The 25,033-nt window shown below is 72.0% G+C and carries 17 protein-coding genes and 2 rRNA genes (1 of these 19 only partly in view); 5 read left to right on the plus strand and 14 right to left on the minus strand.

What is annotated here, in order from left to right; all coding sequences use genetic code 11:
• Positions 1-11 precede the first annotated feature (11 nt).
• The 6 genes from rpmA to Q3W71_RS10065 form a co-directional block, all read right to left on the minus strand.
• Entirely contained in the window at positions 12-266 is a 255-nt protein-coding gene (rpmA, locus tag Q3W71_RS10040) for a 50S ribosomal protein L27 (RefSeq protein ID WP_302919043.1), read from the minus strand.
• Positions 267-277: 11 nt separating this feature from the next.
• The gene (gene rplU, locus Q3W71_RS10045) at positions 278-592 is read right to left on the minus strand and encodes a 50S ribosomal protein L21 (RefSeq protein WP_088992380.1); all 315 of its coding nucleotides are present in this window, start codon (positions 590-592) and stop codon (positions 278-280) included.
• A 165-nt stretch (positions 593-757) separates the two neighbouring features.
• Complete coding sequence (locus Q3W71_RS10050; protein WP_302919044.1) at positions 758-1,240, minus strand: hypothetical protein; 483 nt, start codon at positions 1,238-1,240, stop codon at positions 758-760.
• A 118-nt stretch (positions 1,241-1,358) separates the two neighbouring features.
• Positions 1,359-4,355 carry an Rne/Rng family ribonuclease gene (locus Q3W71_RS10055; RefSeq protein ID WP_302919045.1) on the minus strand — a complete coding sequence of 999 codons (2,997 nt, stop codon included), beginning with the start codon at positions 4,353-4,355 and terminating at the stop codon, positions 1,359-1,361.
• A 131-nt stretch (positions 4,356-4,486) separates the two neighbouring features.
• Positions 4,487-5,206 (minus strand): TIGR03936 family radical SAM-associated protein, encoded by a 720-nt coding sequence (locus tag Q3W71_RS10060; protein ID WP_302919652.1) that lies wholly within the window; start codon positions 5,204-5,206, stop codon positions 4,487-4,489.
• Between the two features lie 176 nt (positions 5,207-5,382).
• The gene (locus Q3W71_RS10065) at positions 5,383-7,362 is read right to left on the minus strand and encodes a TIGR03960 family B12-binding radical SAM protein (RefSeq protein WP_302919046.1); all 1,980 of its coding nucleotides are present in this window, start codon (positions 7,360-7,362) and stop codon (positions 5,383-5,385) included.
• A gap of 752 nt (positions 7,363-8,114) precedes the next feature.
• On the opposite strand from Q3W71_RS10065, the gene Q3W71_RS10070 reads away from it, so the two are divergent.
• Positions 8,115-9,185: a hypothetical protein gene (locus Q3W71_RS10070; protein ID WP_302919653.1), complete on the plus strand. Its 1,071-nt coding sequence runs from the start codon at positions 8,115-8,117 to the stop codon at positions 9,183-9,185.
• 39 nt (positions 9,186-9,224) lie between these two features.
• Here the strand turns inward: Q3W71_RS10070 and Q3W71_RS10075 are convergent, their stop codons facing one another.
• Both Q3W71_RS10075 and ileS read right to left on the minus strand, forming a co-directional pair.
• Positions 9,225-9,920 carry a 1-acyl-sn-glycerol-3-phosphate acyltransferase gene (locus Q3W71_RS10075; RefSeq protein WP_302919047.1) on the minus strand — a complete coding sequence of 232 codons (696 nt, stop codon included), beginning with the start codon at positions 9,918-9,920 and terminating at the stop codon, positions 9,225-9,227.
• A gap of 186 nt (positions 9,921-10,106) precedes the next feature.
• Positions 10,107-13,253, minus strand: a complete 3,147-nt coding sequence (ileS, locus tag Q3W71_RS10080) for an isoleucine--tRNA ligase (RefSeq protein ID WP_302919048.1) — start codon at positions 13,251-13,253, stop codon at positions 10,107-10,109.
• Between the two features lie 393 nt (positions 13,254-13,646).
• Here ileS and Q3W71_RS10085 point away from each other — a divergent pair, with 393 nt between their 5' ends.
• Both Q3W71_RS10085 and sigJ read left to right on the plus strand, forming a co-directional pair.
• A complete protein-coding gene (locus Q3W71_RS10085; RefSeq protein WP_302919049.1) occupies positions 13,647-14,087 on the plus strand; it encodes a carboxymuconolactone decarboxylase family protein in 441 nt (146 codons plus the stop codon).
• Positions 14,084-14,962 (plus strand): RNA polymerase sigma factor SigJ, encoded by an 879-nt coding sequence (gene sigJ / locus Q3W71_RS10090; protein WP_302919050.1) that lies wholly within the window; start codon positions 14,084-14,086, stop codon positions 14,960-14,962. Before Q3W71_RS10085 ends, sigJ begins: the two co-directional genes overlap by 4 nt.
• 86 nt (positions 14,963-15,048) lie before the next feature.
• On the opposite strand, the gene ndk is transcribed toward sigJ, so the two are convergent.
• Positions 15,049-15,474, minus strand: a complete 426-nt coding sequence (gene ndk, locus Q3W71_RS10095) for a nucleoside-diphosphate kinase (protein WP_088992371.1) — start codon at positions 15,472-15,474, stop codon at positions 15,049-15,051.
• 143 nt (positions 15,475-15,617) lie between these two features.
• Between ndk and Q3W71_RS10100 the strand changes: the two genes are divergently transcribed.
• Positions 15,618-16,913: a VOC family protein gene (locus Q3W71_RS10100; RefSeq protein WP_302919051.1), complete on the plus strand. Its 1,296-nt coding sequence runs from the start codon at positions 15,618-15,620 to the stop codon at positions 16,911-16,913.
• A gap of 28 nt (positions 16,914-16,941) precedes the next feature.
• Here the strand turns inward: Q3W71_RS10100 and Q3W71_RS10105 are convergent, their stop codons facing one another.
• From Q3W71_RS10105 to Q3W71_RS10115, 3 genes are read right to left on the minus strand one after another with little or no spacing between them, the layout of a single operon-like run.
• Entirely contained in the window at positions 16,942-17,379 is a 438-nt protein-coding gene (locus Q3W71_RS10105) for a DUF4233 domain-containing protein (RefSeq protein ID WP_302919052.1), read from the minus strand.
• Positions 17,376-18,710, minus strand: coding sequence for a folylpolyglutamate synthase/dihydrofolate synthase family protein (locus Q3W71_RS10110; RefSeq protein ID WP_302919053.1), 1,335 nt, complete (start codon positions 18,708-18,710; stop codon positions 17,376-17,378). The genes Q3W71_RS10105 and Q3W71_RS10110 overlap by 4 nt, the downstream gene beginning before the upstream one ends.
• Positions 18,707-21,325 carry a valine--tRNA ligase gene (locus Q3W71_RS10115; protein WP_302919054.1) on the minus strand — a complete coding sequence of 873 codons (2,619 nt, stop codon included), beginning with the start codon at positions 21,323-21,325 and terminating at the stop codon, positions 18,707-18,709. The genes Q3W71_RS10110 and Q3W71_RS10115 overlap by 4 nt, the downstream gene beginning before the upstream one ends.
• A gap of 69 nt (positions 21,326-21,394) precedes the next feature.
• Here Q3W71_RS10115 and Q3W71_RS10120 point away from each other — a divergent pair, with 69 nt between their 5' ends.
• Positions 21,395-22,075, plus strand: a complete 681-nt coding sequence (locus Q3W71_RS10120) for a hypothetical protein (protein ID WP_302919055.1) — start codon at positions 21,395-21,397, stop codon at positions 22,073-22,075.
• A 393-nt stretch (positions 22,076-22,468) separates the two neighbouring features.
• Here the strand turns inward: Q3W71_RS10120 and rrf are convergent.
• Both rrf and Q3W71_RS10130 read right to left on the minus strand, forming a co-directional pair.
• Positions 22,469-22,585: ribosomal RNA gene (gene rrf / locus Q3W71_RS10125) — 5S ribosomal RNA — on the minus strand.
• Positions 22,586-22,669: 84 nt separating this feature from the next.
• A 23S ribosomal RNA gene (locus Q3W71_RS10130) occupies positions 22,670-25,033 on the minus strand; it runs 748 nt beyond the window's last position.

Genomic DNA, 25,033 nt, shown 5'->3' on the forward strand with positions numbered 1-25,033 from the left:
CGACCGAACAACTACTGCTGCGGCACGATGCTGACGGTCTTGCGACCGCGCTTGGTGCCGAACTGCACAGCACCGGCGGCCAGCGCGAAGAGCGTGTCGTCCCCGCCGCGGCCGACCAGGTCACCGGGGTGGAACTTGGTGCCACGCTGCCGGACGATGATCTCGCCGGCGCTGACGACCTGACCACCGAAGCGCTTCACGCCGAGCCGCTGGGCCGCGGAGTCACGGCCGTTACGCGAGCTGGACGCACCCTTTTTGTGAGCCATTGGAGGACGACCTACTTCCCGCTGGAGATGCCGGTCACCTTGACCTGGGTCAGCGGCTGGCGGTGACCCTGGCGCTTGTGGTAGCCGGTCTTGTTCTTGAACTTGTGGATCCGGATCTTCGGGCCCTTGGTGTGCGCGGCGATCTCGCCGGACACCTCGACCTTGGCAAGCTTCGCCGCGTCGGTCACCAGGTCGTCACCGTCGACGAGGAGCACCGCGGCGAGCTTCACCGCGTCGCCGGGGGCACCGGCGAGCTTCTCGACCTCGATCACGTCGCCCTCGGCGACCTTGTACTGCTTGCCGCCGGTCTTGACGATCGCGTACATCGGAGGCGGACTCCCTGTCGTTGAGGCTGCTGGCGGTAGTCCCCGCGGCGGCTCGCCGGGTAGCAGTGGCACGGCGGCGTGGGCACGCGGGAACTCGGCACACCAAAGTGCGCCGCAGGCAAGCGTACGCCATGGCAGGCCGGACGCCCAAACCGGGCCGGCCGGTCAGCGGCCGCAGAGCTGGTCAAGGCGCTGCTGGAGCCGGTCGAGCTCGCTCTCGTCTATCGCGTCGAGGTCGGTGCCCAGCGCCTCCAGCTCACCGGCCAGGTCAGCCAGCAGGGTCTTGAGCTGGGGATCCCCGGCCCGCTCCGCCTGCTGCCGCAGGGCGGTCCGCCAGCCGACGAGGGCGGCCTCGGCCCGCCGGCGGGCGGTTTCCGCCGTCGCGGCGTCGTTCGCCCCGGTCGCGGCGAGCATCCTGCCCACCTGCTCGACGTACGTGCTCACCGCGGTGGCGCCGGCCTGCCGCGCGGCGGCGCACGCCCCGGTGGCGTCGCCGCCAGCCACCCCGCTCGCCGCCGGGCCGGAGGTCAGGGCGCCGGCCGACGCGGCCGGGGTGACCGGCTCGGCCGGCTCCGGCCGGTCGGCGGCGCAACCCGCCGGAACGAGCAGGGCGGTGGCGGCCACCGTGACGGCGAGCAGACGGCGCATCCTTCTCCTCCAGTCCCGGGGCGAACCGGTCCCGTCCCGGCCGGCGCGGACGGCAGAGCCCCTCCCACCGGACTTTGCCGGGGAAGGGGCCCTGTCAAACCCGAGGCTGGTCAGCCGGTCACGGCCGGGTACGCCGCCGCGCGCCGCCCCGGCGGGACCGGCGCCGCCCGGCGCCGCCCTCCGACTCCTCGGCCTCGGCCTCGGCGAGCGCGTCCGGGTCGTCCGGCGCGGCCAGCCGGGCCGACTCGCCCTGCTGGCTGTCGGACACCTCCGGCGCGGCCGCGGTGTCCGCCTCGTAGCGGGACAGGTCGTAGCCCATGGTGTCGTGGTAGTCGGCGTCCGTCGTGGTGGTGGCGGCGGTGTCGGTGTCGGTCACCTCGACCACGGTCCGCTCGGCCGGCGCGCTCTTGCGGGCCCGCCGCCGGGACGTCCCGCCGGCCGACTCGGGGGCGGCGACCGCGGAGGCGACCGCCTTGACCTTCTCCGCCGTCCCGCCGGCACGCGGCTTCTCGGGCACCGGCTCGGTGTGGATGATCACACCGCGACCCTTGCAGCAGTCGCAGGTCTCGCTGAACGCCTCCAGCAGGCCGGCGCCGATCCGCTTGCGGGTCATCTGCACCAGACCCAGCGAGGTGATCTCGGTGACCTGGTGCTTGGTGCGGTCCCGACCCAGGCACTCGGTCAGCCGGCGCAGCACCAGCTCCCGGTTCGACTCCAGCACCATGTCGATGAAGTCGATCACCACGATGCCGCCGATGTCGCGCAGCCGGAGCTGGCGGACGATCTCCTCGGCGGCCTCCAGGTTGTTCCGGGTGACCGTCTCCTCCAGGTTGCCGCCGGCGCCGGTGTACTTGCCGGTGTTCACGTCGACCACGGTCATCGCCTCGGTCCGGTCGATCACCAGGTGGCCGCCGGAGGGCAGGAAGACCTTGCGGTCGAGCCCCTTGAGGATCTGCTCGTCGATCCGGTACTCGGCGAAGACGTCGGTGGTGCCGACGTGCCGGCGCAGCCGGGCCACCAGGTCGGGCGAGACGTGCGACAGGTACGACTCGACCATGTCGTACGCCTCGTCGCCCTCGATGACCAGCTCGCGGAAGTCCTCGTTGAACAGGTCCCGGACCACCCGGATGACCAGGTCCGGCTCCTCGTAGAGCAGCACCGGGGCGCCACCGGAGGCCGCCTTGGCCTGGATGTCCTCCCACTGCGCCTGGAGCCGCTTCACGTCGCGGGCCAGCTCGTCCTCGCTGGCGCCCTCGGCGGCGGTCCGCACGATCACGCCCGCGCCGTCCGGAACCAGCTTCTTCAGCACGTCCCGCAGCCGCTTGCGCTCGTTGTCCGGCAGCTTCCGGCTGATCCCGGAGGCGTTGCCGTTCGGCACGTAGACCAGGTGCCGGCCGGAGAGCGCGATGTGGCTGGTCAGCCGGGCGCCCTTGTGCCCGATCGGGTCCTTGGTGACCTGCACCAGCACCGAGTCGCCGGACTTCAGCGCCTGCTCGATCGAGCGGGCCCGCCCCTCCAGACCGGTGGAGTCCCAGTTGACCTCGCCGGCGTAGAGCACCGCGTTACGGCCGCGGCCGACGTCGACGAAGGCCGCCTCCATGCTGGGCAGCACGTTCTGCACCTTGCCCAGGTAGACGTTGCCGGCCATGGTGCCGGCGGAGTTGCGGGTGACGTAGTGCTCGACCAGCACGCCGTCCTCCAGGACGGCGATCTGGGTGCGGTCACCGCGCTGGCGCACCGCCATCACCCGGTCGACCGCCTCGCGGCGGGCCAGGAACTCCGACTCGCTGAGGATCGGCGGGCGGGTCCGGCGCTGTTCGCGGCCGTCCCGGCGGCGCTGCCGCTTGGCCTCCAGCCGGGTCGAACCGGAGACGCCCTGCACCTCGTCGACGGTCCGGCGGGGCTCGCGGATCTTGACCACGGTCGGCACGCCGTCCTCGGCGGCGCCCTCGGTGTCCCCGGCGCCCCGGCGGCGACGACGACGCCGGCGGCGGGTCAGCCCCTCGCCGCCCTCGGCCTCGTCCTCCTCGGCCTCCTCCGCCTCGGCCTCCTCGGCGTCGGCCCGGACGGCCTCCTCGGCCTCCTCGTCCTCGAGGTCCTCGACGCCGCCCTTGCCGCGGCCCCGGCCCCGGCGACCCCGGCGGCGACGACGGCGGGCGGCCGCGGTCTCGTCCTCGTCCTCCTCGGCGCCCTCCTCGGCCTCCTCGGGCTCCTCGGTCGGCTCCTCCTCGACCTCCACCGCCTCCACCGGTTCGGCCTCGCGGCGACCACGGCGGCGCCGGCGGGACGGCTCGGCCGCCTCCTCGGCGGGCTCCTCGACCGGAGCGGGCGGCACGACCCGGGCGACCGGGATCTCCTCCGGCTGCGGTGCCATGAACAGGACGGTGGGCGCGGAGAGCGCGGCCCGCCGGCGGCGGGTCCGGGGCTCCGGCTCGACCACCTCCGGCTCCACGACCTCGGGCTCGACGGCGACCGGCTCGGTCTCCTCGTCGGCGGGCGGGCTGACCGCCACGCCCGGCGGCACCTCGCCGGAGCGGGGCTCCGCCCCGCTGTCGGTCGCCGGTGCGGCCGCGCCGAAGTCGGTGCCGGCCGCCGGCTCGGTGTCCGGGGCGGCGCCCTCGGGCCCGGCGGCCGGGGCGGCGCCCTCGGCCGGCGTCTCGGCGGCCGGCTCGGCCGCCGCGGGGGCGGCCTTCCGCCGCCGGGTACGGGTCGCCTTGACCGGCGGGGCCTCGGCGGCCGCCTCCGTCACCTCGGCCGGCTGCTCCTCGGCGGCCTTCGCGGTGGTGGCCTTGCGCCGGCGACGCGGCGTCTTCGGCGTGGCGTCGAGGTCGCCGGAGATCGGGGCGAGGACCTCGGCCTCCGGGGCCTCCCCGCTGCCCGGCGTGGGCGCGGTGGACGCCTCGACCGGCGTCTCGACCTGCTCCGGCTGGTTCAGCGGGGTGGTCCGCCGCCGGGTGGCCCGCCGCCGGGCCGGCGCGGCCGGGGCCTCGCCCTCCGGTCCCGCCAGCGGGGCGCTTCCGACGGCGCTGCCGTCGAGGGTGTTGCTGCTGTCGGCGGTCTCGCCGGCCGGCTGTGAACCGGTCCGTTCGCCGCCCTCGGGCTCGTTCTCGAGCATGGACGTTCTCCAGTTCTGGCTACCCCGGGCGCGGGTGAGCGCTGCCACGCAGGGTTGCCGCAAAGGTGTTTCCGCCGGGCGCGCGAGTCGTGCGACCGGCGAAGTCTGCCTGCCTGGGCGCTGACCGTCGGTCAGTGCCCGCCGATGGTTGCCCCGTCGCGGTCCGCGTCCAACGGATCCGCGATCGCACCCTGCGCGGTCAGCGTGCCCTGAGCCAGCCGGGTCACTCTCGGCGGAACCGGCGGCTCCAGGGCGGCCACCACGCGGAGGCCGGAAAGGACGTCATCGGGCCGTACGGAGGGGGTGACCTGCCGCACGACCAGTTCGAGTATCGCACACGGTACGCCCGCCACCTCGGAAGGCGTCTCCGTCGGCGCGACGACATCGATAGCGATGACTGCCGCCCGGGCGTCGAAGGTACGCCGGCCCTGCTTGGTCATCCGCTCCACCAGCACCTCCTCGGCGGTGGTGAAAGCGGACACGGCGGCCGACAGCACGCGCGGGTCGACCTCGGGCAGCTCGATCCGCCAGTGGGACGCCTCGATCCGGTCGGCCAGGCTGCCCCCGCTGGCCACCACGGCGTCCAGCACGTCGAGGCCGGGCGAGAGCGCGGCGTCCAGGGCGGCGCGCAGCTCCGCCGGGTCGACCTGCTCCCGCAGGCCGATCTCCAGGTACTCGGCCTCGCTGGCCACCCCGGTCGGCGCCGCGCTGGCGTACGAGATCTTGGGGTGCGGGGTGAAGCCCTGGGAGAAGGCGACGGGCACCCCGGCCCGGCGCAGCGCCCGCTCGAAGGCGCGGGCGAAGTCCCGGTGCGAGGTGAACCGCAACGGTCCGCGCTTGGCGTACCGGATCCGGACGCGCTGGACGACCGGCGCCTGCCCGCCCTCCGGCTGTGGTCTCTTACTGATCGTCGTGCTCCTCGTTCGGTCAGTGCTCGTTGATCATGAAGTTGTCGTCGGCGACACGCGGTGGCGGTGACGACAACTTCATGATCAACCGAGTGGGCCCGGGGCGCGGGGCGGGCGGGCTACTGGGGAGTGGGGAGTTTGAGGCCGTTGATCGGGGTCAGCGGGAGAAGCTTCTTGCCGGTGGGGCCGATCTGGATCTCGGTGTCCATGGCGGGGCAGACGCCGCAGTCGAAGCACGGCGTCCACCGGCAGTCGTCCTGCTCGTACTCGCTCAGCGAGTCCTGCCAGTCCTGCCAGAGCCAGTCCTTGTCCAGCCCCGAGTCCAGGTGGTCCCAGGGCAGGACCTCCAGCTCGTCGCGCTCCCGGGTGGTATACCAGTCGAGGTCCACCCCGAACGCGGGCAGCACCTCGGCCGCCGCGTCCACCCAGCGCTGGTAGGAGAAGTGCTCGCTCCACCCGTCGAACCGGCCGCCGTTCTCCCACACCTTGCGGATCACCGCGCCGACCCGGCGGTCACCCCGGCTGAGCAGGCCCTCGATCAGCGAGGGCTCGCCGTCGTGGTAGCGGAAGCCGATCGCCCGGCCCAGCGAGCGGTCCGCGTTGATCGCCTGCTTGAGCAGCTTGAGCCGGGCGTCGATGACCTCCGGCCGCTCCATCGCCGCCCACTGGAACGGGGTGTGCGGCTTCGGCACGAAACCGCCGATGGAGACGGTGCAGCGGATGTCCTTGGAACCGGTGGCCGCCCGGCCGGCGCGGATCACCTCGTGCGCCATGTCGGCGATCTCGAGGACGTCCTCGTCGGTCTCGGTGGGCAGGCCGCACATGAAGTAGAGCTTCACCTGCCGCCAGCCGTTGGTGTACGCGGTGACGACCGTGCGGATCAGGTCTTCCTTCGACACCATCTTGTTGATGACCTTGCGGATCCGCTCCGACCCGCCCTCCGGGGCGAAGGTCAGGCCGGTACGCCGGCCGTTGCGGGACAGCTCCTGCGCCAGGTCGATGTTGAACGCGTCCACCCGGGTGGAGGGCAGCGACAGCGAGACGTTGGTGCCCGCGTACTGCTCGGCCAGGCCGGAGCACATGTCGCCGATCTCGGAGTGGTCGGCCGACGACAGCGACAGCAGGCCCACCTCGTGGAAGCCGGAGAACTCCAGCCCCTGCTGCACCATCTGCCCCACGGTGGTGATGGACCGCTCCCGGACCGGCCGGGTGATCATGCCGGCCTGGCAGAACCGGCAGCCCCGGGTGCACCCCCGGAAGATCTCCACCGCGTACCGCTCGTGCACCGTCTCGGCGAGCGGGACCAGCGGCTTCTTCGGGTACGGCCAGGCGTCCAGGTCCATCGTCGTGCGCTTGTGCACCCGGAACGGCACATCCGCCCGGTTCGGCACGACCCGCTGGATCCGGCCGTCGGGCAGGTAGTCCACGTCGTAGAAGCGCGGCACGTAGACGCTCTCGGTGCGGGCCAGGCGCAGCAGCAGTTCGTCGCGCCCGCCCGGGGAGCCCTCGGCCTTCCACTCCCGGACGATAGCGGTGATCTCCAGCACCGCCTCCTCGCCGTCGCCGAGCACGGCGGCGTCGACGAAGTCGGCGATCGGCTCCGGGTTGAACGCGGCGTGGCCGCCGGCCACGATCACCGGGTCGGCGTCGGTGCGGTCGGCGGCGAGCAGCGGGATGCCGGCCAGGTCGATAGCGGTCAGCAGGTTGGTGTAGCCCAGCTCGGTGGAGAAGGAGACGCCGAACACGTCGAAGTCGCGCACCGAGCGGTGCGCGTCGACGGTGAACTGCGGCACGCCGTGCGCGCGCATCAGCTTCTCCAGGTCCGGCCAGACCGCGTAGGTGCGCTCGGCGAGCACGTCGGGCAGCTCGTTGAGCACCTCGTAGAGGATCTGCACGCCCTGGTTGGGCAGGCCCACCTCGTACGCGTCGGGATACATCAGCGCCCAGCGCACGGTCGCCGCGGCCCAGTCCTTGACCACCGCACCCAGCTCGCCACCGACGTACTGGATGGGCTTGGTCACCTGGGGCAGCAGCGGCTCCAGCCGGGGCCAGACGGATTCGCCCGCGACGGGGCGCGGGGTGGTGGACGGGACGCTCATGATGCCCAAGGGTACGCGGCCCGGTGGCGGTGGTGGCGTGCACGCCACGGGCACGTGACCGGACGGGGTGCTCCGCCGCCGCCGGCCCGGGTCACCCGCGCTGGCGGTGGGCGGATCGGCGACGGTGGCACAGCGGTACTAACCTCGGATCGGCGCGAGAGGAGATTGCCGCGATGCCGCAGCCGCAGCCGGGAGCAGACCGGCCGGCCGACGGGAGCCCCCCGGAGCAGCACCCGGACCGGGATCCGGCGGTCAACGAGGAGCCGACCCTCTCCCCCGTACCGCCGGACGAGGCGCCCCGCACCGGCCCGGCGGGCACCCGGGAGCTGCCCACCGACCGGCCCGGCCAAGCCCCGGAGGACGGCCCGGCCGGCGCGCCCACCACGGCCGCGAGCGAGCCGCCGCCGGCCGACGACCAGCCCGGCGCGGACCCACGGGCCGCCACCACCGGCGAACCCGAGCCGCCCGCCCCGCACCCGTCCCCGGCCAGCCCGCCCGAAATCGGCGCGCGGGGCGCCGCCGCCGACCAGCCGGACCACGCCGCCCCGCACCCGGCCCCCGCGGACGCCCCCGAGCCGCCCGCCGACCAGCCCGGTCCGGGCCCGCGGGACGCCGACGCGACACCGGTCGACGCGGTGGCCGGCGACGGCCCGCAGGGCACCCGCCGGCTGACCGCCGACGCCACCGCGCCGACCCCGGACCCCGCCGCCGGGGACGGCGGTCCGGACCGTGGGCCGCAGGGCACCCGGCGGCTGCCGGCCGGTGAGCCGGCGGCCGCACCCGCGCCCCGGTGGAGCGGCTCGGCACCGGTCCCGCCCCCGCCGCCGCGCCGGCGGGCCTGGGGTGAGTCGGCGGAGCCGACCCCCGTGCCGCCGGCCCCGCCCGAGCCGCCCGAGCACCGGCCGCCGGTCGACCCGTGGGCGGGCGCGGACACCGGGGGCTGGGAGCTGCCCTCGGCCGAGCTGCCCGCGCTGCCGCCGACGCTGCCCTACCCGGCCCCGCCGCCGACCCGGCCGTACTCCGGGCCGCCCGCCCCACCACCCGCCAACCCGGTCGCGCCGCCGCCGCCACCACCGGTCGCCCGTCCGCCGGCCCCGCCAGCGGCCCCGGTCGCCCGACCGGCCCCGGTCGCCCGTCCACCGGCCCCGGTCGCCCCGCCGCCGGCGGCGCCGGTCCGGCCACCCCGGCAACGACGCGGGAAGACCCCGCCGCCGGTGGCGCCGCCGCCCGGCTGGCAGGCCCCCAAGGGATACGTCCCGGTCCCGGTCCGCAAGCGCCGGCGCTGGCCCTGGCTGCTGCTGCTCACCCTGGCCTGCTGCTGCGGCTGCCCGGCCTACTACGGCATGCCGATGACGGCGCAGTACCCGGCGAAGGCGGCGCTGCCGGCCGAGGTGGACGATCTGCGGCTGCGCGACGACAGCCGGTCGGAGCAGACCGCCCGGCAACTGGAGACCGAGGTACGCAAGGCGCACTGGCTGGCCGAGGAGACCTTCGCCGGCGTCTACGCCACCGGCGACGGCAAGCGGGTGACCGTGTTCGGCGGCACCGGCTTCCGGATCACCCCGGAGTCGGACGCCGAGGAGGAACTGAACCGGCTCGCCGAGCAGTACCAGCTCGGCGAGGCGCAGGTGGTCGAGACCGGGGTGCGCGGCCGGCACGGGCGCTGCGCGGTCGGCCGGGACGGCGGCACGGACGTGGTGGTCTGCACCTCGGCCGACCACGGCAGCATCGCCACCGCGGTGTTCACCCGGCTCTCCGTCGACGACAGCGCCCGGCTGCTCGACCGGATGCGCAGGCAGATCGTGACGGCCGACCAGAAGTGAGCCGACGGGCGGCCCCCGACCGACCGGGTCGGCCGGGGGTCAGGCCGGGGTGTCGCCGGGGGTGGCCGAGTGCGTCCGCGGCGGGGCGTACCGGGGCACGTACTCCTGGCCGGTGAGCTTCTGGATCTCGCTCATCACCTCGTCGGTCATCGCCCGCAACGAGGTCCGGTCGTCCGGCCGGCCGGTGAAGTCCAGCGGCTTGCCGAACCGGATGGTGATGTCCGCCGGCAGCAGCCGGGGCATCCGGGCGCCGATCGGCTGGACCTTCTCGGTGCCGATGGTGCCGACCGGGATCACCGGCACCTGCGCGGCGACCGCCAGCCGGGCCACCCCGGTGCGCCCGCGGTAGAGCCGACCGTCCGGCGACCGGGTCCCCTCCGGATAGACCACCACGAGGTCACCGCCCTTGAGGGCGGGGATCGCCGCGTCGAACGCCGACAGCGCCGCCCGCCCGCCGGCCCGCTCGACCGGGATCGCGCCGAGGCCGATGAGCACCGCCTTGCTGAACCGGCCGCGCAGGCCGGTGCCCTTGAAGTAGTCCGACTTGGCCCAGAACGCCAGGTGCCGGGGCACCACCGTGCCCAGCAGCAGCTCGTCGGCGACCGAGAGGTGGTTGGCGGCGAAGATCGCCCCGCCGGTCGGCGGAATGTGCTCCAGCCCCTCCACGGTGGGGCGCCAGGCCAACCGGAGCGCGGGCGCCACGGTGAGCTTGCCGATGGTGTAGAGCAGGGGCACGGATCCTCCGGCGGTCGGACTGGTCGGCTGGTCGGGCGGTGTCACGTTAGCGGACGCCACCGGGACACCCCGCGCGGGTGGCGGGCGGTCCGCGGGCTGGTCCGGGTGGGCGGCGAGGGACCGGGAGAGCCCCTTCCGCCGCGCGAACGCGACGGAAGGGGCCACTACGGCCGGCTCACCCGGATCTCATACCCGGCGAACGGCGACCGTCACCCGATCGCCCTCACCGACCTCCCCGGTGAACCCCTCGACGCCCTCGACGACGTCGATCTGGTCGGCCAGCACCTCCCGCGCCACGAAGTCGGCGAACCCGGCCACCGCCGCGCGCACCTCCTCGGACGCCGATAGCGCCACCACGATCCGGTCCGAGACGTCCAGGTCGGCGTCCCGGCGGGCCTGCTGCACCACCCGCACCACGTCCCGGGCCAGCCCCTCGGCGGCCAGTTCCGGGGTGACCTCGGTGTCCAGCACGACCACCCCCTCACCGCCGGGCAGCGGCGCGGAGTGCTCGGCGTCGGCGGCGACCAGGCGCAGCTCGTACTCACCCTCGGCCAGGGTGACCCCGGCGGCGACCGGGGCGCCGTCGACCAGCTCCCACTCCCCCGCCTTGACCGCCCTGATGACCTGCTGCACCTGCTTGCCGACCCGCGGGCCGAGCGCCCGGGGCACCACTGTCAGCACCTGCTGGCAGTACGCGGACACCTCGCCGGTGAACTCCACCGCCTTGACGTTGACCTCGTCGGCGACCAGGTCGGCGAACGGCCGCAGCTGCTCCGCCGCCGGGGAGGCGACGGTGAGCCGGGACAGCGGCAGCCGCACCCGCAGGCCCTTCGCCTTGCGCAGCGACAGCGCCGCCGAGGCGACCGCCCGGGTGTCGTCCATCGCCGCCACCAGCTCGTGGTCGGCCGGGAACCCGGTGGCGTCCGGCCAGTCGGTCAGGTGCACCGACCGCTCGCCGGTGAGCCCGCGCCAGATCTCCTCGGCGGTCAGCGGCGCCAGCGGCGCCACCACCCGGCAGAGCGTCTCCAGCACCGTCCACAGGGTGTCGAACGCGTCGTGGTCACCCGACCAGAACCGGTCCCGGGAGCGGCGCACGTACCAGTTGGTCAGCGCGTCCAGGTAGGACCGCACGGTGGCGCAGGCACCGGAGATGTCGTACGCGTCCAGCTGCGCCTGAACCGTGTCGACCAGTTCCCGGGTCTTCGCCAGCACGTACCGGTCGAGCAGGTGGCTGCTGTCGGTCCGGCGGCGCGCCTGGTACCCGTCCGCGTTGGCGTAGAGCGAGAAGAAGTACCAGACGTTCCACAGCGGCAGCAGCACCTGGCGCACCGCGTCCCGGATGCCCGCCTCGGTGACCGGCATGTCGCCGCCGCGCAGCACCGGCGAGGACATCAGCATCCAGCGCATCGCGTCCGAACCGTACGAGTCGAAGACGTGGTAGACGTCCGGGTAGTTGCGCAGGCTCTTGGACATCTTGCGCCCGTCGGAGCCGAGCAGGATGCCGTGGCTGAGGCAGTTGCGGAACGCCGGCCGGTCGAACAGCGCGGTGGCCAGCACGTGCATGGTGTAGAACCAGCCGCGGGTCTGCCCGATGTACTCCACGATGAAGTCGCCCGGGTAGTGGTGCTCGAACCAGTCGCGGTTCTCGAACGGGTAGTGCACCTGGGCGAACGGCATCGAGCCGGACTCGAACCAGCAGTCCAGCACCTCGGGGACCCGGCGCATCATCGAGCGCCCGGTCGGGTCGTCCGGGTTGGGGCGGACCAGCTCGTCCACCGCCGGCCGGTGCAGGTCGGTCAGGCGTACGCCGAAGTCCCGCTCGATCTCCGCCAGCGAGCCGTAGACGTCGACCCGCGGGTAGTTCGGGTCGTCGGACTTCCACACCGGGATCGGCGAGCCCCAGAACCGGTTCCGGCTGATCGACCAGTCGCGGGCGTTGGCCAGCCACTTGCCGAACGAGCCGTCCTTGATGTGCCCGGGGGTCCAGTTGATCTGCTGGTTCAGCTCGACCATCCGGTCCTTGAACGTGGTGACGGCGACGAACCACGACGACACCGCCTTGTAGACCAGCGGGGTGTCGCAGCGCCAGCAGTGCGGGTAGGAGTGGGTGTAGGTGTCCTGCTTGAGCACCACCCCCCGCTCCTTGAGCTCCCGGATCACCGGCTTGTTGACGTCGAAGACCTGCTCGCCCTGGTACGGCGGGACCAGCGCGGTGAACCGGGTGTGGTCGTCCACCGTGACGACGGTCGGGATGCCGGCCGCGTTGCAGACGTTCTGGTCGTCCTCACCGAAGGCCGGGGCGAGGTGCACGATCCCGGTGCCGTCCTCGGTGGTGACGAAGTCCGCGCCGAGCACCTGGTACGCGTTCGGGCCGGCCTGCTCGACGAGGAAGTCGTAGAGCGGGGTGTACCGGCGCCCGACCAGGTCCGTGCCGCGCACCGTGCCGACCTGCTCGTACCCCTCCAGCTCCTTGCCGTACGCGGCCAGCCGGGCCGCGCCGACCACGTACCGCTGGCCGTCGCGCTCCAGCACCGCGTACTCGATGTCCGGGCCGACGGCGAGCGCCAGGTTGGACGGCAGGGTCCACGGCGTGGTGGTCCAGACGCCGAGCCGCACCGGCCCGCGCACCAGCTCCGGCGCGCGCTCGTCCGGGGTCAGCTCGAACCACACCGACAGCGTCGGGTCGTGCCGGTCCCGGTAGACGTCGTCCATCCGGGTCTCGGTGTTCGACAGCGGCGTCTCGCAGCGCCAGCAGTACGCCAGCACCCGGAAGCCCTCGTAGACCAGACCCTTGTCGTGCAGGGTCTTGAAGGCCCACATGACGCTTTCCATGTAGTCCAGGTCGAGGGTCTTGTAGTCGTTGGCGAAGTCGACCCAGCGGGCCTGCCGGGTGACGTACCGCTCCCAGTCCTGGGTGAACTCCAGCACCGAGGTGCGGCACGCCTCGTTGAACCGGGCCACGCCGAGGTCGAGAATCTCCGCCTTGCTGGTGATGCCGAGCTGCTTCTCGGCCACCACCTCGGCGGGCAGGCCGTGGCAGTCCCAGCCGAAGCGCCGCTCGACGTGCTTGCCGCGCATGGTCTGGTAGCGCGGCACCACGTCCTTGACGTAGCCGGTGAAGAGGTGGCCGTAGTGCGGCAGGCCGTTGGCGAACGGCGGGCCGTCGTAGAAGACGTACTCGTTCTTGCCGTCGGTGCCGGCGGGGCGGGCCTCGACACTGGCCTCGAAGGTCTTGTCGGCCGTCCAGTGCTCCAGCACCCGGCGCTCGACCGCGGGCAGGTCCGGGCTCGCCGGCACGCCGGCGGCGGTCGGGTCGTGCAACGGATAGGCCATCGGGGGTCGCTCTCCTCAGCAGCTCACGCGTCGTGTGGGTCTGCGAGGACGAGCCGTTCCGGTACGCCTGTCGGCGCCCCGGGTGGGCCCGCGGTACCACCCCGCTTGGCGGTCAGGATCGACCGCCCGCTCGTTGGCCGGCTGTGACGGGCCGGACCCGTCCGGTTCTACTGGGCCGGTCACCCGGCTGTTCTTCCGGAGGCTCGCCGGTGATGGCCGGGTCATCGCCTTACGGCAGTCAAGGTTACCCGACCTCCGGCGGAGATCGCCGCCGAGTAACGGCCGCGGTCGCGGGCCGGCGGGCATGACCGGCGTCACAGCGCCGGCTGTCACGCCCGGCCCCGGCCGATCCGTCGTTCGGGTGTCGACACCGACCGGACCGAGGAGGTCGTCATGCAGAGGATCAACGTGGCCGAGGTGGCGCCGCAGGCGTACCAGGCCGTGCTGGGGCTGGAGAAGTACGCCCGGGCGAACGTCGAGCGCACCGTGTACCACCTGGTGAAGCTCCGGGCGTCGATGCTGAACGGGTGCGCGTTCTGCGTCGACATGCACAGCCGGGACGCGCTCGCCGAGGGCGAGTCGAGCCGGCGGCTCTTCGCGGTGGCCACCTGGCGGGAGGCGCCCTTCTTCGACGAGCGGGAGCGGACCGCGCTGGCGCTCACCGACGCCGTCACCCGGCTGGGCGAGGACGGCGTGCCGGACGAGGTGTGGGACGCCGCGGCGAAGGTGTGGTCGGAGAAGGAACTCGCGGATCTCCTGATCGCGATTGCCACAATCAACGTGTGGAACCGGATCGCGGTGCCCAGCCGGACCCAGCCGCCGCTGGACGTGTGACCACTACCGAAGCGGCACAGGCGGCCGGTGCGCTCGACGCGCACCGGCCGATGCTGCTCGGCCTCGCCTACCGCCTGCTCGGCAGCCGGCACGACGCGGAGGACGTGCTCCAGGACGCCTACCTGCGGTGGCTCAACGTCGACCGGACGCGGGTGGCCGAGCCGCGCCGGTACCTGTCCCGGGTGGTCACCCGGCTGGCCATGGACCGGCTCCGGGCCCGGCAGTCGACCCGGGAGGCGTACGTCGGCCCCTGGCTGCCCGAGCCGGTGCCCACCGCGCCCTCGCCGTTCGGCCCGCTGGACCGCGCCGAGCAGCGCGACTCGCTGGCCACCGCACTGCTGCACCTGCTGGAACGGCTCAGCCCGCCGGAGCGGGCGGTCTACGTGCTGCACACCGCCTTCGAGCTGCCGTACGCCGAGATCGCGGAGATCCTGGACCGGTCGCCGGCGGACTGCCGGCAGCTGCACCACCGGGCGGTGGCCCGGATCGGGCAGGACCGGCGCCGGTTCACCGCCGACCGGGCCGAGCAGGAGCGGCTGCTGGACGCCTTCCTCGCCGCCGCCCGCGACGGCGACCTGGCGAGGCTGACCGGGCTGGTCGCCGCGGACGCCACCGCCTGGACCGACGGCGGCGGTCGGGTGAAGGCGGCCCGCAACCCGGTGGCCGGGGTGGACCGGATCGCCCGCTTCTTCGCCGGCATCTACGGCGGCGTCCCGTTCTCGGCACGCCGGCTGGAGCTCAACGGCCAGCCGGCGGCGCTGATCGTCCGGCCCGACGGCAGCCGGTACGCGATCACCGTGGCCGCCGCCGGCGGCCGGATCACCGGGCTCTACGTCATGGGGAACCCGGACAAGCTATCGGCGCTCACCGACTGAGCCGGGGTCCGGAGCCCGTACGGCCCGGCGGCGGCCGCCGCCGGGCTCCGCGGGGAGGTTCGGCATCCCGGACCCGGGAAGGTCGGTCAGCCCAGCTCGGGGAACCAGAGCGCGATCTCGCGCTTGGCGCTGTCCGGGGAGTCGGAGGCGTGCACCAGGTTCTCCCGGTTGGACAGGGAGAAGTCGCCGCGGATGGTGCCGGCGGCCGCCTTGCGCCCGTCGGTCGCGCCGACCAGCCCGCGTACCACGTCGATGACCTGGTCGCCGGAGAGCACCAGGGCGACCAGCGGGCCGCCGGTCATGAAGTCCTTCAGCGGCGGGTAGAACGGCTTGTCGACGTGCTCGGCGTAGTGCTCGTCGGCCAGCGCGGCGTCCATCGTCCGGGTCACCATCGCGTCGATCCGCAGCCCCTTGCGCTCGAAACGGGAGATGACCTCGCCGACCAGCCCGCGGCGCACCGCGTCCGGCTTGATCAGTACGAGGGTGCGCTCATCCGGGCTGCTGCTGGACACGCTGGGTTCCTCCTGTGCGCGCAAGACCGTCCTGCTGGGTACGGTCAGCCTAGCGACCCGGTCCCGGCGCCGGCGCGGCGGCCAGTCTTTCCCCCGGCCACCGGTCCGGCCTAGCCTGGCCCTTGACCCCCGGGAGGTCCACAGTGGCGAATGGCGGGAACCGACCCATCGCGCCGGTACGCAAGCTGATCGCCGCGGTGCTCGGCACCGTGGCCACCTTCGTGATCCTCTTCGGCCTCGGCATGACCAGCTGGGCGATCGTGGCGCTCGGGGTGGCCCTGCTTGTGCTGGCCATCGCGCTGGCCACGGTGCGCGGCGGCGGGCGCACCTGGGTGGTCGGGGTCGGGCACGTGCACAGCGCCTCCGAGCCACCCACCCAGTACGCCTTCGGCCGCTGTGAGCTGCAACTGGTGATCGACGCGCCCGGCCTGCCGCCCCGCTCCAAGAAGATCATCGAGCCGCGGGTGCCGGTGGCGAAGTGGCCCTCGCTCGGCCAGGCCCTGCCGATCCGGGTGGCGCTGGACGACCAGCGGCACGTCCGGGTCCTCTGGGACGAGGTGCCCACCCACACCGAGACCGCCGCGGCCGCCGCCGACCTCCCGCCCGAGTACGCCGACGCCGAGCCGGTGGAGGAGGTGCTGATCCAGCAGGAGGCCCCGCCGTGGGCCGACCGGGCGCCCGAGGACGACCTGCGCGACGAACCGCACGACCCGCTCGGGCCGCTCGGGCCGGACCCGCTGGTCGACGAGCTCGGCCCACCCGCCGACGAGCGCGAGCCGGTGCGGATGCACCAGCGTCCCGGCGGTCCGGTGGTGCTGGAGGGCACCGTGGTCGAGCAGTCGACGGAGAGCGGCACCCTGCCCCGCCGGGCCACCCCCGCCCCGCGGCCGCCCGCCGAGGAGCGGTTCGACCCGCCCGCGGCCGAGCCGCTGGACCCGATCGACCTGCCGCTGGACGACTCGCTGCCGCCGCCCCGGCCGCGCGAGGAGGCGGTCACCCCGGAGGAGCTGGACGAGGCGATCTTCGGCTTCGACCCGGACGCGGCGCCGGCCGACCCGGCCGCACCGATCAGCGGGGTGGGGCTCACCCTGCTGGTCACCGAGCTGTCCCGTTCGCTGGCGTTCTACCGGGACGTGCTCGGCTTCACCGAGGTCGACCGGGGCGCCGGCAACGCGGTGCTCGCCTCCGGCGCGACCCGGCTGGTGCTGCGGGAGAACACCGAGGCGGCGGCGGTGAACCGGCGGCTGGTGCACGTCAACCTGGAGGTCGACGACATCCAGGCCGCGTACGACCGGATGCGCGACTCCGGGGTGCGGTTCACCTACGCGCCCCGGGTGGTCAACCGGGGCAGCCGGCTGGAGGTGTGGGCAGCCGCCTTCCGCGACCCGGACGGCCACGGCATCGCGCTGACCCAGTGGCGGGAACGCGCCGAGGCCTGAACCGCCGCCGCCCGGCGCCGGGCCGCGGTCAGCCGAGGATGACCCGGCGGACGTGCAGGGCGTACGCCCAGACCAGTGCGAAGATGACGCCCAGCGCGAACAGCGACCAGTGCAGCAGGCCGGCCAGCATCAGCAGCCCCTGCAGGGCGGTGCCCGCGTGCCAGGCCCACGGCCGGCGCATCATGCCGGCCAGCACCACCGCCGTCACGGCCAGCGCCACCACCGCGCCGATCGCGGTGCCGCTCAGGTCACCGCCGACCACCCGGATCGGCTGGATGGCGAGCAGCAGCACCAACGCCTCCAGGCTCAGCGTGCCGGCGCCCAGGCCGCGTACCGCCCGCTCCGGGTTCCGCAGCCCGGACCGCCGCGGCCCACCCGCCGGCGGCCCGCCGCGCCCGCCCGGCTCGCCCGGTGCACCGGCCGGCCCGTCGGGCGCGCCGGCCCGCTGCTGTTCCGGGCCGGTCATCGCTTCAGCAGCCGGCGGGCGTCGGCCACGGTCACCACCGAGCCCGTGATCAGTACGCCGACCCCGCTCAACTCGCCCGGCACGTCCTCCTCGGCCAGCGCCACCGCCGCCTCGATCGCGTCCGGCATCTCCTCAGCCACCTCGACCCGGTCCGGGCCGAACACCTCGGCGGCCAGCGCGGCCAACTCCCCCGCCGGCATCGCCCGCGGCGAGCTGTTGCGGGTCACCACCACCTGGTCGACCACCGGTTCCAGCAGCTCCAGCAGGCTCGCGGCGTCCTTGTCGGCGAGCACGCCGAGCACCGCCACCAGCTTGCTGAACGCGAACTCCTCCTGGAGCGCGGTGACCGTGGCGGCCATCCCCTGCGGGTTGTGCGCCCCGTCCAGCAGGATCGTCGGCGCGCTGCGGACCCGTTCCAGCCGCCCCGGCGAGCTGGCCGCCGCGAATCCCTCGCGGACCGTCTCGACGTCCAGCTGGCGCCGGGCGCCGGCGCCGAGGAACGCCTCGACGGCGGCGAGCGCCACCGCCGCGTTCTGCGCCTGGTGGGCGCCGTGCAGCGGGACGAACACCTCCTCGTAGACGCCGCCCAGGCCCTGCAGGGTGAGCACCTGCCCACCCACGGCGACGGCCCGCCGGAGCACGCCGAACTCCGAGCCCTCGCGGGCGATGGTCGCGCCGACCTCGGCGCAGCGCTCCAGGATCGGGCGGGCCGCCTCCTCCTCCTGCGCGGCCGAGATGACGGTCGCGCCCTTGTGGATGATGCCGGCCTTGTGCAGCGCGATGTCCTCGACCGTGTCGCCGAGCCACTCCGTGTGGTCCAGCCCGATCGGGGTGATCACCGCGACGCCGGCCTGGATCACGTTGGTCGAGTCCTCGGCGCCGCCGAGGCCCACCTCGACCACCGCCACGTCGACCGGGGCGTCGGCGAAGGTGGCGAACGCCAGCGCGGTGGTCATGTCGAAGTAGGTCAGCGGCTCGGCCGACCGCTCGTCCACCAGCCGGGCCAGCGGCTCGACCTCCCGGTACGTCGCGGTGAACCGCTCCTCGCTCACCGGCTCGCCGTCCAGGCTGATCCGCTCCCGGACGGTCTCCAGGTGCGGGCTGGTGTAGCGGCCGGTGTGCAGGCCGAACGCCCGCAACAGCGAATCGATCATGCGGGCCGTGGAGGTCTTGCCGTTCGTCCCGGTCAGGTGGATGGCCGGGTACGCCCGCTGCGGGTCGCCCAGCAGGTCGAGCAGGGACTGGATCCGGTCCAGCTCGAAGACCATCCGGGTGAACCCGCGGCCGGCCAGTTCGGCCTCCAGCGCGGCGAACGAGTCACGATCGGTCACGAGGGCAGCGCCTCCAGAGCCGCGTCGATCCGGGCCAGGTCGGCCTCGGCCACCGCGAGCCGGTCGCGGATCTTGGCGACCACCGGCTCCGGGGCCTTGCCGACGAACGCCGGGTTGTCCAGCTTAACCCGGGCCTGCGCGGCCTCCTTCTCGGCCGCCGCCCGGTCCTTGGTGAGCCGGGCCCGCTCGGCGGCCACGTCGATCGAGCCCCGGGTGTCCAGGGCGACGTTCACCGAGCCGGGCATGGCCAGCGTGGCGCTGGCCTGGAAGTCGTCACCGGCCGCGTCCAGCCGGGCCAGCGACCGGATCAGCGGCTCGTGCGCCGCGATCCCGGCGGCGGCCAGGCCGTCGAGCCGGGCGGCGACCCGCTGGGTGGGGCGCAGGCCCTGGTCGGAGCGGAACCGGCGGACCTCGGTGACCACCCGTTGCAGGGTGCCGACCTCGGCCTCCGCGGCGTCGTCGAGCCGCGCCCGGTCGGCGGTCGGCCAGGCGGCGGTCATCACCGTCTCGCCGCCGGTCAGGGCCAACCACAGCTCCTCGGTGACGAACGGGATGACCGGGTGCAGCAGCCGCAGCAGCTGGTCCAGCACGTGCCCGAGCACCCGGCGGGTGGCCTCGGCGGCCGGTCCCCCCTCGGCCAGCACCGGCTTGCTCAGCTCGACGTACCAGTCGCAGACGTCGTCCCAGGCGAAGTGGTACAGCAGGTCGCAGACCTTGGCGAACTCGTACGCCTCGAACTGCTCGTCGACCTCGGCGGTGACGTGCGCCAGCCGGGACAGGATCCACCGGTCGACGGTCGACAGCGCCTCGGCCGCCGGCAGCGGCCCCTCGGTGTGCGCGCCGTTCATCAGCGCGAACCGGGTGGCGTTCCAGAGCTTGTTGCAGAAGTTGCGGGAGCCCTGGCACCACTCCTCGCTGACCGGCACGTCCTGACCGGGGTTGGCGCCCCGGGCCAGGGTGAACCGGGTGGCGTCGGCACCGAACCGGTCGATCCAGTCCAGCGGGTCGACCACGTTGCCGAACGACTTGGACATCTTCTTGCCGTGCTCGTCGCGGACCATGCCGTGCAGCGCCACCACGTCGAACGGCTGCACGCCGTCCATCGCGTAGAGGCCGAACATCATCATCCGGGCGACCCAGAAGAAGAGGATGTCGTAGCCGGTGACCAGGACGCTGGTCGGGTAGAACTTCGCCAGGTCCGGGGTCTGCTCCGGCCAGCCCAGCGTGGAGAAGGGCCACAGGCCGCTGGAGAACCAGGTGTCCAGGACGTCCTCGTCCTGCCGCCAGCCCTCGCCGGTCGGCGGCTGCTCGTCCGGGCCGACGCAGACGATCTCGCCGTTCGGGCCGTACCAGACCGGGATGCGGTGGCCCCACCAGAGCTGGCGGGAGATGCACCAGTCGTGCATGTTGTCGACCCAGGCGAAGTAGCGCTTGGCCAGCTCGGCCGGCTCGATCTTCACCCGGCCGTCGCGCACCGCGTCGCCGGCGGCCTGGGCGAGCGGCCCGGTGTTCACGAACCACTGCAGCGACAGCCGCGGCTCGACGGTGGTCTTGCACCGCGAGCAGTGCCCCACCGCGTGCAGGTACGGCCGCTTCTCGGCCACGATCAGGCCCTGCTCGCGCAGCGCGGCGACGATCGCCGGGCGGGCCTCGTACCGGTCCAGCCCCTCGAACGGGCCGGGCGCGGTGATGACGCCCCGCTCGTCCATGATCGTCAGCGCCGGCAGGTCGTGCCGCTGGCCGATCTCGAAGTCGTTCGGGTCGTGCGCCGGGGTCACCTTGACCATGCCGGTGCCGAAGCTCGGGTCGACGTGCTCGTCGGCGACGATCGGGATCCGCCGGTCGGTGAGCGGCAGCGCCACCTCCGTGCCGATGAGGTGCCGGTACCGCTCGTCGTCCGGGTGCACCGCGACCGCGGTGTCGCCGAGCATCGTCTCGGCCCGGGTGGTGGCCACCACGACCTCGTCGCTGTAGCGGATCGAGATCAGCTCACCCTCGTCGTCGGTGTGCTCCACCTCGATGTCGGAGAGCGCGGTGAGACAGCGCGGGCACCAGTTGATGATCCGGTTCGCCCGGTAGATCAGCCCGTCGTCGAAGAGCTTCTTGAACATGGTCTGCACGGCCCGGGACAGGCCCTCGTCCATGGTGAAGCGCTCGCGGTCCCAGTCGACGGCGTCGCCGAGGCGGCGCATCTGGCCGAGGATCGCGCCGCCGGACTCGGCCTTCCACTGCCAGACCCGCTCGACGAACTTCTCCCGGCCCAGGTCGTGCCGGGACAGCCCCTCGGTGGCGAGCTGCCGCTCCACCAGGTTCTGGGTGGCGATGCCGGCGTGGTCCATGCCGGGCAGCCAGAGCGCCTCGTAGCCCTGCATGCGCTTGCGCCGGGTGAGGGCGTCCATCAGGGTGTGCTCGAACGCGTGGCCCATGTGCAGCGAGCCGGTGACGTTCGGCGGCGGGATGACGATGGTGAACGGGGGCTTGTCGCTCTCCGCCGACGCCCGGAAGTGGCCGGCGGCTACCCACTGCTCGTACCGTCGCTGCTCTACCTCGCCCGGCTGGTACTGGCCGGGCAGGGTCGGGGCGTCGGGGCGTCGGGCATCCAGTCTCTCGGTCACCCTGAAAGTCTACGGAGCGCTTCCGCGGACCTGACGTGCGCCACCGGTGCTTCGCGTACGGTGTCGGCTATGTCCGACGCACATCTCACCGAGCGCCCGGTCGACGACGGGCGGGAGCCCATCGACCTGACCGAGGAGCCGATCCAGCTGAGCAACCGGGACCCGGAGGCAGCCGCCGAACGGCGGCCCCGGTCGCGGCGCCGGCGGGTGCTGCTCGCGGCGCTGCTCGTCGCCGGCCTGGCCGGCGCCGGTGCGCTGGGCACTGCCGGCTGGCGGGTGAGCCAGCAGAAGGACACCGACCTGGCCACGCCGGAGCGGGTGGCCGGCCTGACCCGGGACGACAGCGAACGGGCCCGCAGCACCGCCGACTACCTGCGCAGCGGCTTCGCCGCCGACATCGACCTGGACCGTAGCTTCGGCACCGTCTACCGCGACCCGGCCGACGAGCGGAAGTCGGTGCTCATCTTCGGCGGCGCCACGCTGCTCTGGCAGCCCGAGCGCGACCTGGACACCCTCTTCGGCCTGATGTCCGACGAGACCGGCAAGGTGACCGGGCTGCGTGAGGTGCCGGCCGGCCGGCTCGGCGGGGTGATGAAGTGCGGCAGCACCAGCGGCGAGGGCGGCGACTTCGCCATCTGCGGCTGGGCCGACCACGGCAGCGTGGTGATGGCGATGTTCCCCGGACGTCCGGTCGACCAGGCGGGCGAGCTGCTCCGCAAGATCCGCGAGGGCATCCAGACCCGGGACTGAGGCCCTTTCGCCGCTTCCGCGGCCGTCGATATCGGCGTGCCCTCCGACTACTTTCCCGCGGCGGCTGGAACGTGGCTGGGCCGCCGCTATGCGGTTGCGGTTGGGGGTGTGGCCAAGCGGTAGCGCCAGAAACGCAGCGGGTGGAACGGCTCCCGGCCGCGGTTTTGTCCACCCGCCAAGGGGGCGAGGACCTTCAGAGCGATCGCTCGCACACCGCAAAAGGCGCCGGCGGTCTCGGGTCGGGCCTCCAACTGCTCGGCGGTGATCGTGGTTAGCGGCCGGGTGGGGTTCGGCCCCCGCTGTGTTCGGCGGGGTGGTTGGCGGCCGGCAGAAAGGGGGGTGAACGCATTCAGGGCCACCCCCTTGGTCGGGGTGGCCCTGAATGGAAAGGTTGTCCGGCGGTGTCCTACTCTCCCACACCCTCGCGAGTGCAGTACCATCGGCGCTGGAGGGCTTAGCTTCCGGGTTCGGAATGTGACCGGGCGTTTCCCCTCCGCCATGACCGCCGTAACTCTATCGACATATCAAACAACACCACACATCGGGTGTGTTGTTCGTTTGTCGGGAGTTGCACAGTGGACGCGTAGCAGCTTGGTAGTCAAGTCCTCGGCCTATTAGTACCGGTCAACTGAACCCGTTACCGGGCTTACATTTCCGGCCTATCAACCCAGTCGTCTAGCTGGGGGCCTTACCCACCCAAAGGGTGGTGGGATACCTCATCTTGAAGCGAGCTTCCCGCTTAGATGCTTTCAGCGGTTATCCCTTCCGAACGTAGCTAACCAGCCGTGCCCCTGGCGGGACAACTGGCACACCAGAGGTTCGTCCGTCCCGGTCCTCTCGTACTAGGGACAGCCCTTCTCAAGTATCCTACGCGCACGGCGGATAGGGACCGAACTGTCTCACGACGTTCTAAACCCAGCTCGCGTACCGCTTTAATGGGCGAACAGCCCAACCCTTGGGACCTGCTACAGCCCCAGGATGCGACGAGCCGACATCGAGGTGCCAAACCATCCCGTCGATATGGACTCTTGGGGAAGATCAGCCTGTTATCCCCGGGGTACCTTTTATCCGTTGAGCGACACCGCTTCCACACGCAAGTGCCGGATCACTAGTCCCGACTTTCGTCCCTGCTCGACCTGTCAGTCTCACAGTCAAGCTCCCTTGTGTACTTGCACTCAACACCTGATTGCCAACCAGGCTGAGGGAACCTTTGGGCGCCTCCGTTACCCTTTAGGAGGCAACCGCCCCAGTTAAACTACCCACCAGACACTGTCCCTGAACCGGATAACGGTCCGAAGTTAGATACCCAAATCAACCAGAGTGGTATTTCAAGATTGCCTCCACCCATACTGGCGTATGGACTTCACCGGCTCCCACCTATCCTACACAAGCTAATTCGGATACCAATGTCAAGCTATAGTAAAGGTCCCGGGGTCTTTCCGTCCTGCCGCGCGTAACGAGCATCTTTACTCGTACTGCAATTTCGCCGGGCCTGTGGTTGAGACAGTGGGGAAGTCGTTACGCCATTCGTGCAGGTCGGAACTTACCCGACAAGGAATTTCGCTACCTTAGGATGGTTATAGTTACCACCGCCGTTTACTGGCGCTTAAGTTCTCCGCTTCGCCCCGAAGAGCTAACAGGTCCCCTTAACGTTCCAGCACCGGGCAGGCGTCAGTCCATATACATCGAATTACTTCTTCGCATGGACCTGTGTTTTTAGTAAACAGTCGCTTCCCCCTGCTCTCTGCGGCCATACAACGCTCCACCCGCGCGGGGCTTCACGTCTCCGGCCCCCCTTCTCCCTAAGTTACGGGGGCAATTTGCCGAGTTCCTTAACCACAGTTCGCCCGATCGCCTCGGTATTCTCTACCTGACCACCTGTGTCGGTTTGGGGTACGGGCCGCTCAGAACTCGCTAGAGGCTTTTCTCGGCAGCATAGGATCACTGACTTCACCTGAATCGGCTCGGCATCACGTCTCAGCCTTCATGTGCTGCGGATTTGCCTACAGCACGGCCTACACGCTTACCCCGGCACAACCACCGGCCGGGATCAGCTACCTTCCTGCGTCACCCCATCGCTTGACTACTACCCGCCAGGTTCCCACGCTCCCCACCCTCAACCCGAAGGTCTTGGATGGTTTGGGTGGTTAGCACAACGAGGTTCGTCAGGGTCGCTCTTTCGCGGGTACGGGAATATCAACCCGTTGTCCATCGACTACGCCTCTCGGCCTCGCCTTAGGTCCCGACTCACCCAGGGCGGATTAGCCTGGCCCTGGAACCCTTGGTCATCCGGCGGAAGGGTTTCTCACCCTTCTTTCGCTACTCATGCCTGCATTCTCACTCGTGCCGCGTCCACAACTCGATCACTCGGCTGCTTCACCCCCGGCACGACGCTCCCCTACCCACCCACACACCTGCACGAAGCTCCGAAGAACTTCGCGAAGTACTTGTGTGAGTGCCACAGCTTCGGCGGTGTACTTGAGCCCCGCTACATTGTCGGCGCGGAACCACTTGACCAGTGAGCTATTACGCACTCTTTAAAGGGTGGCTGCTTCTAAGCCAACCTCCTGGTTGTCTATGCGACCCCACATCCTTTTCCACTTAGCACACGCTTAGGGGCCTTAGCTGGTGATCTGGGCTGTTTCCCTCTCGACTACGAAGCTTATCCCCCGCAGTCTCACTGCCGCGCTCTCACTTACCGGCATTCGGAGTTTGGCTGATTTCGGTAAGCTTGTGGGCCCCCTAGACCATCCAGTGCTCTACCTCCGGCAAGAAACACGCGACGCTGCACCTAAATGCATTTCGGGGAGAACCAGCTATCACGGAGTTTGATTGGCCTTTCACCCCTAACCACAGGTCATCCCCCAACTTTTCAACGTTGGTGGGTTCGGCCCTCCACGCGGTCTTACCCGCGCTTCAGCCTGCCCATGGCTAGATCACTCCGCTTCGGGTCTAGGA

The organism is Micromonospora sp. C28SCA-DRY-2, assembly GCF_030519475.1.
In the GTDB taxonomy this organism is placed as follows: Bacteria; Actinomycetota; Actinomycetes; order Mycobacteriales; family Micromonosporaceae; genus Micromonospora.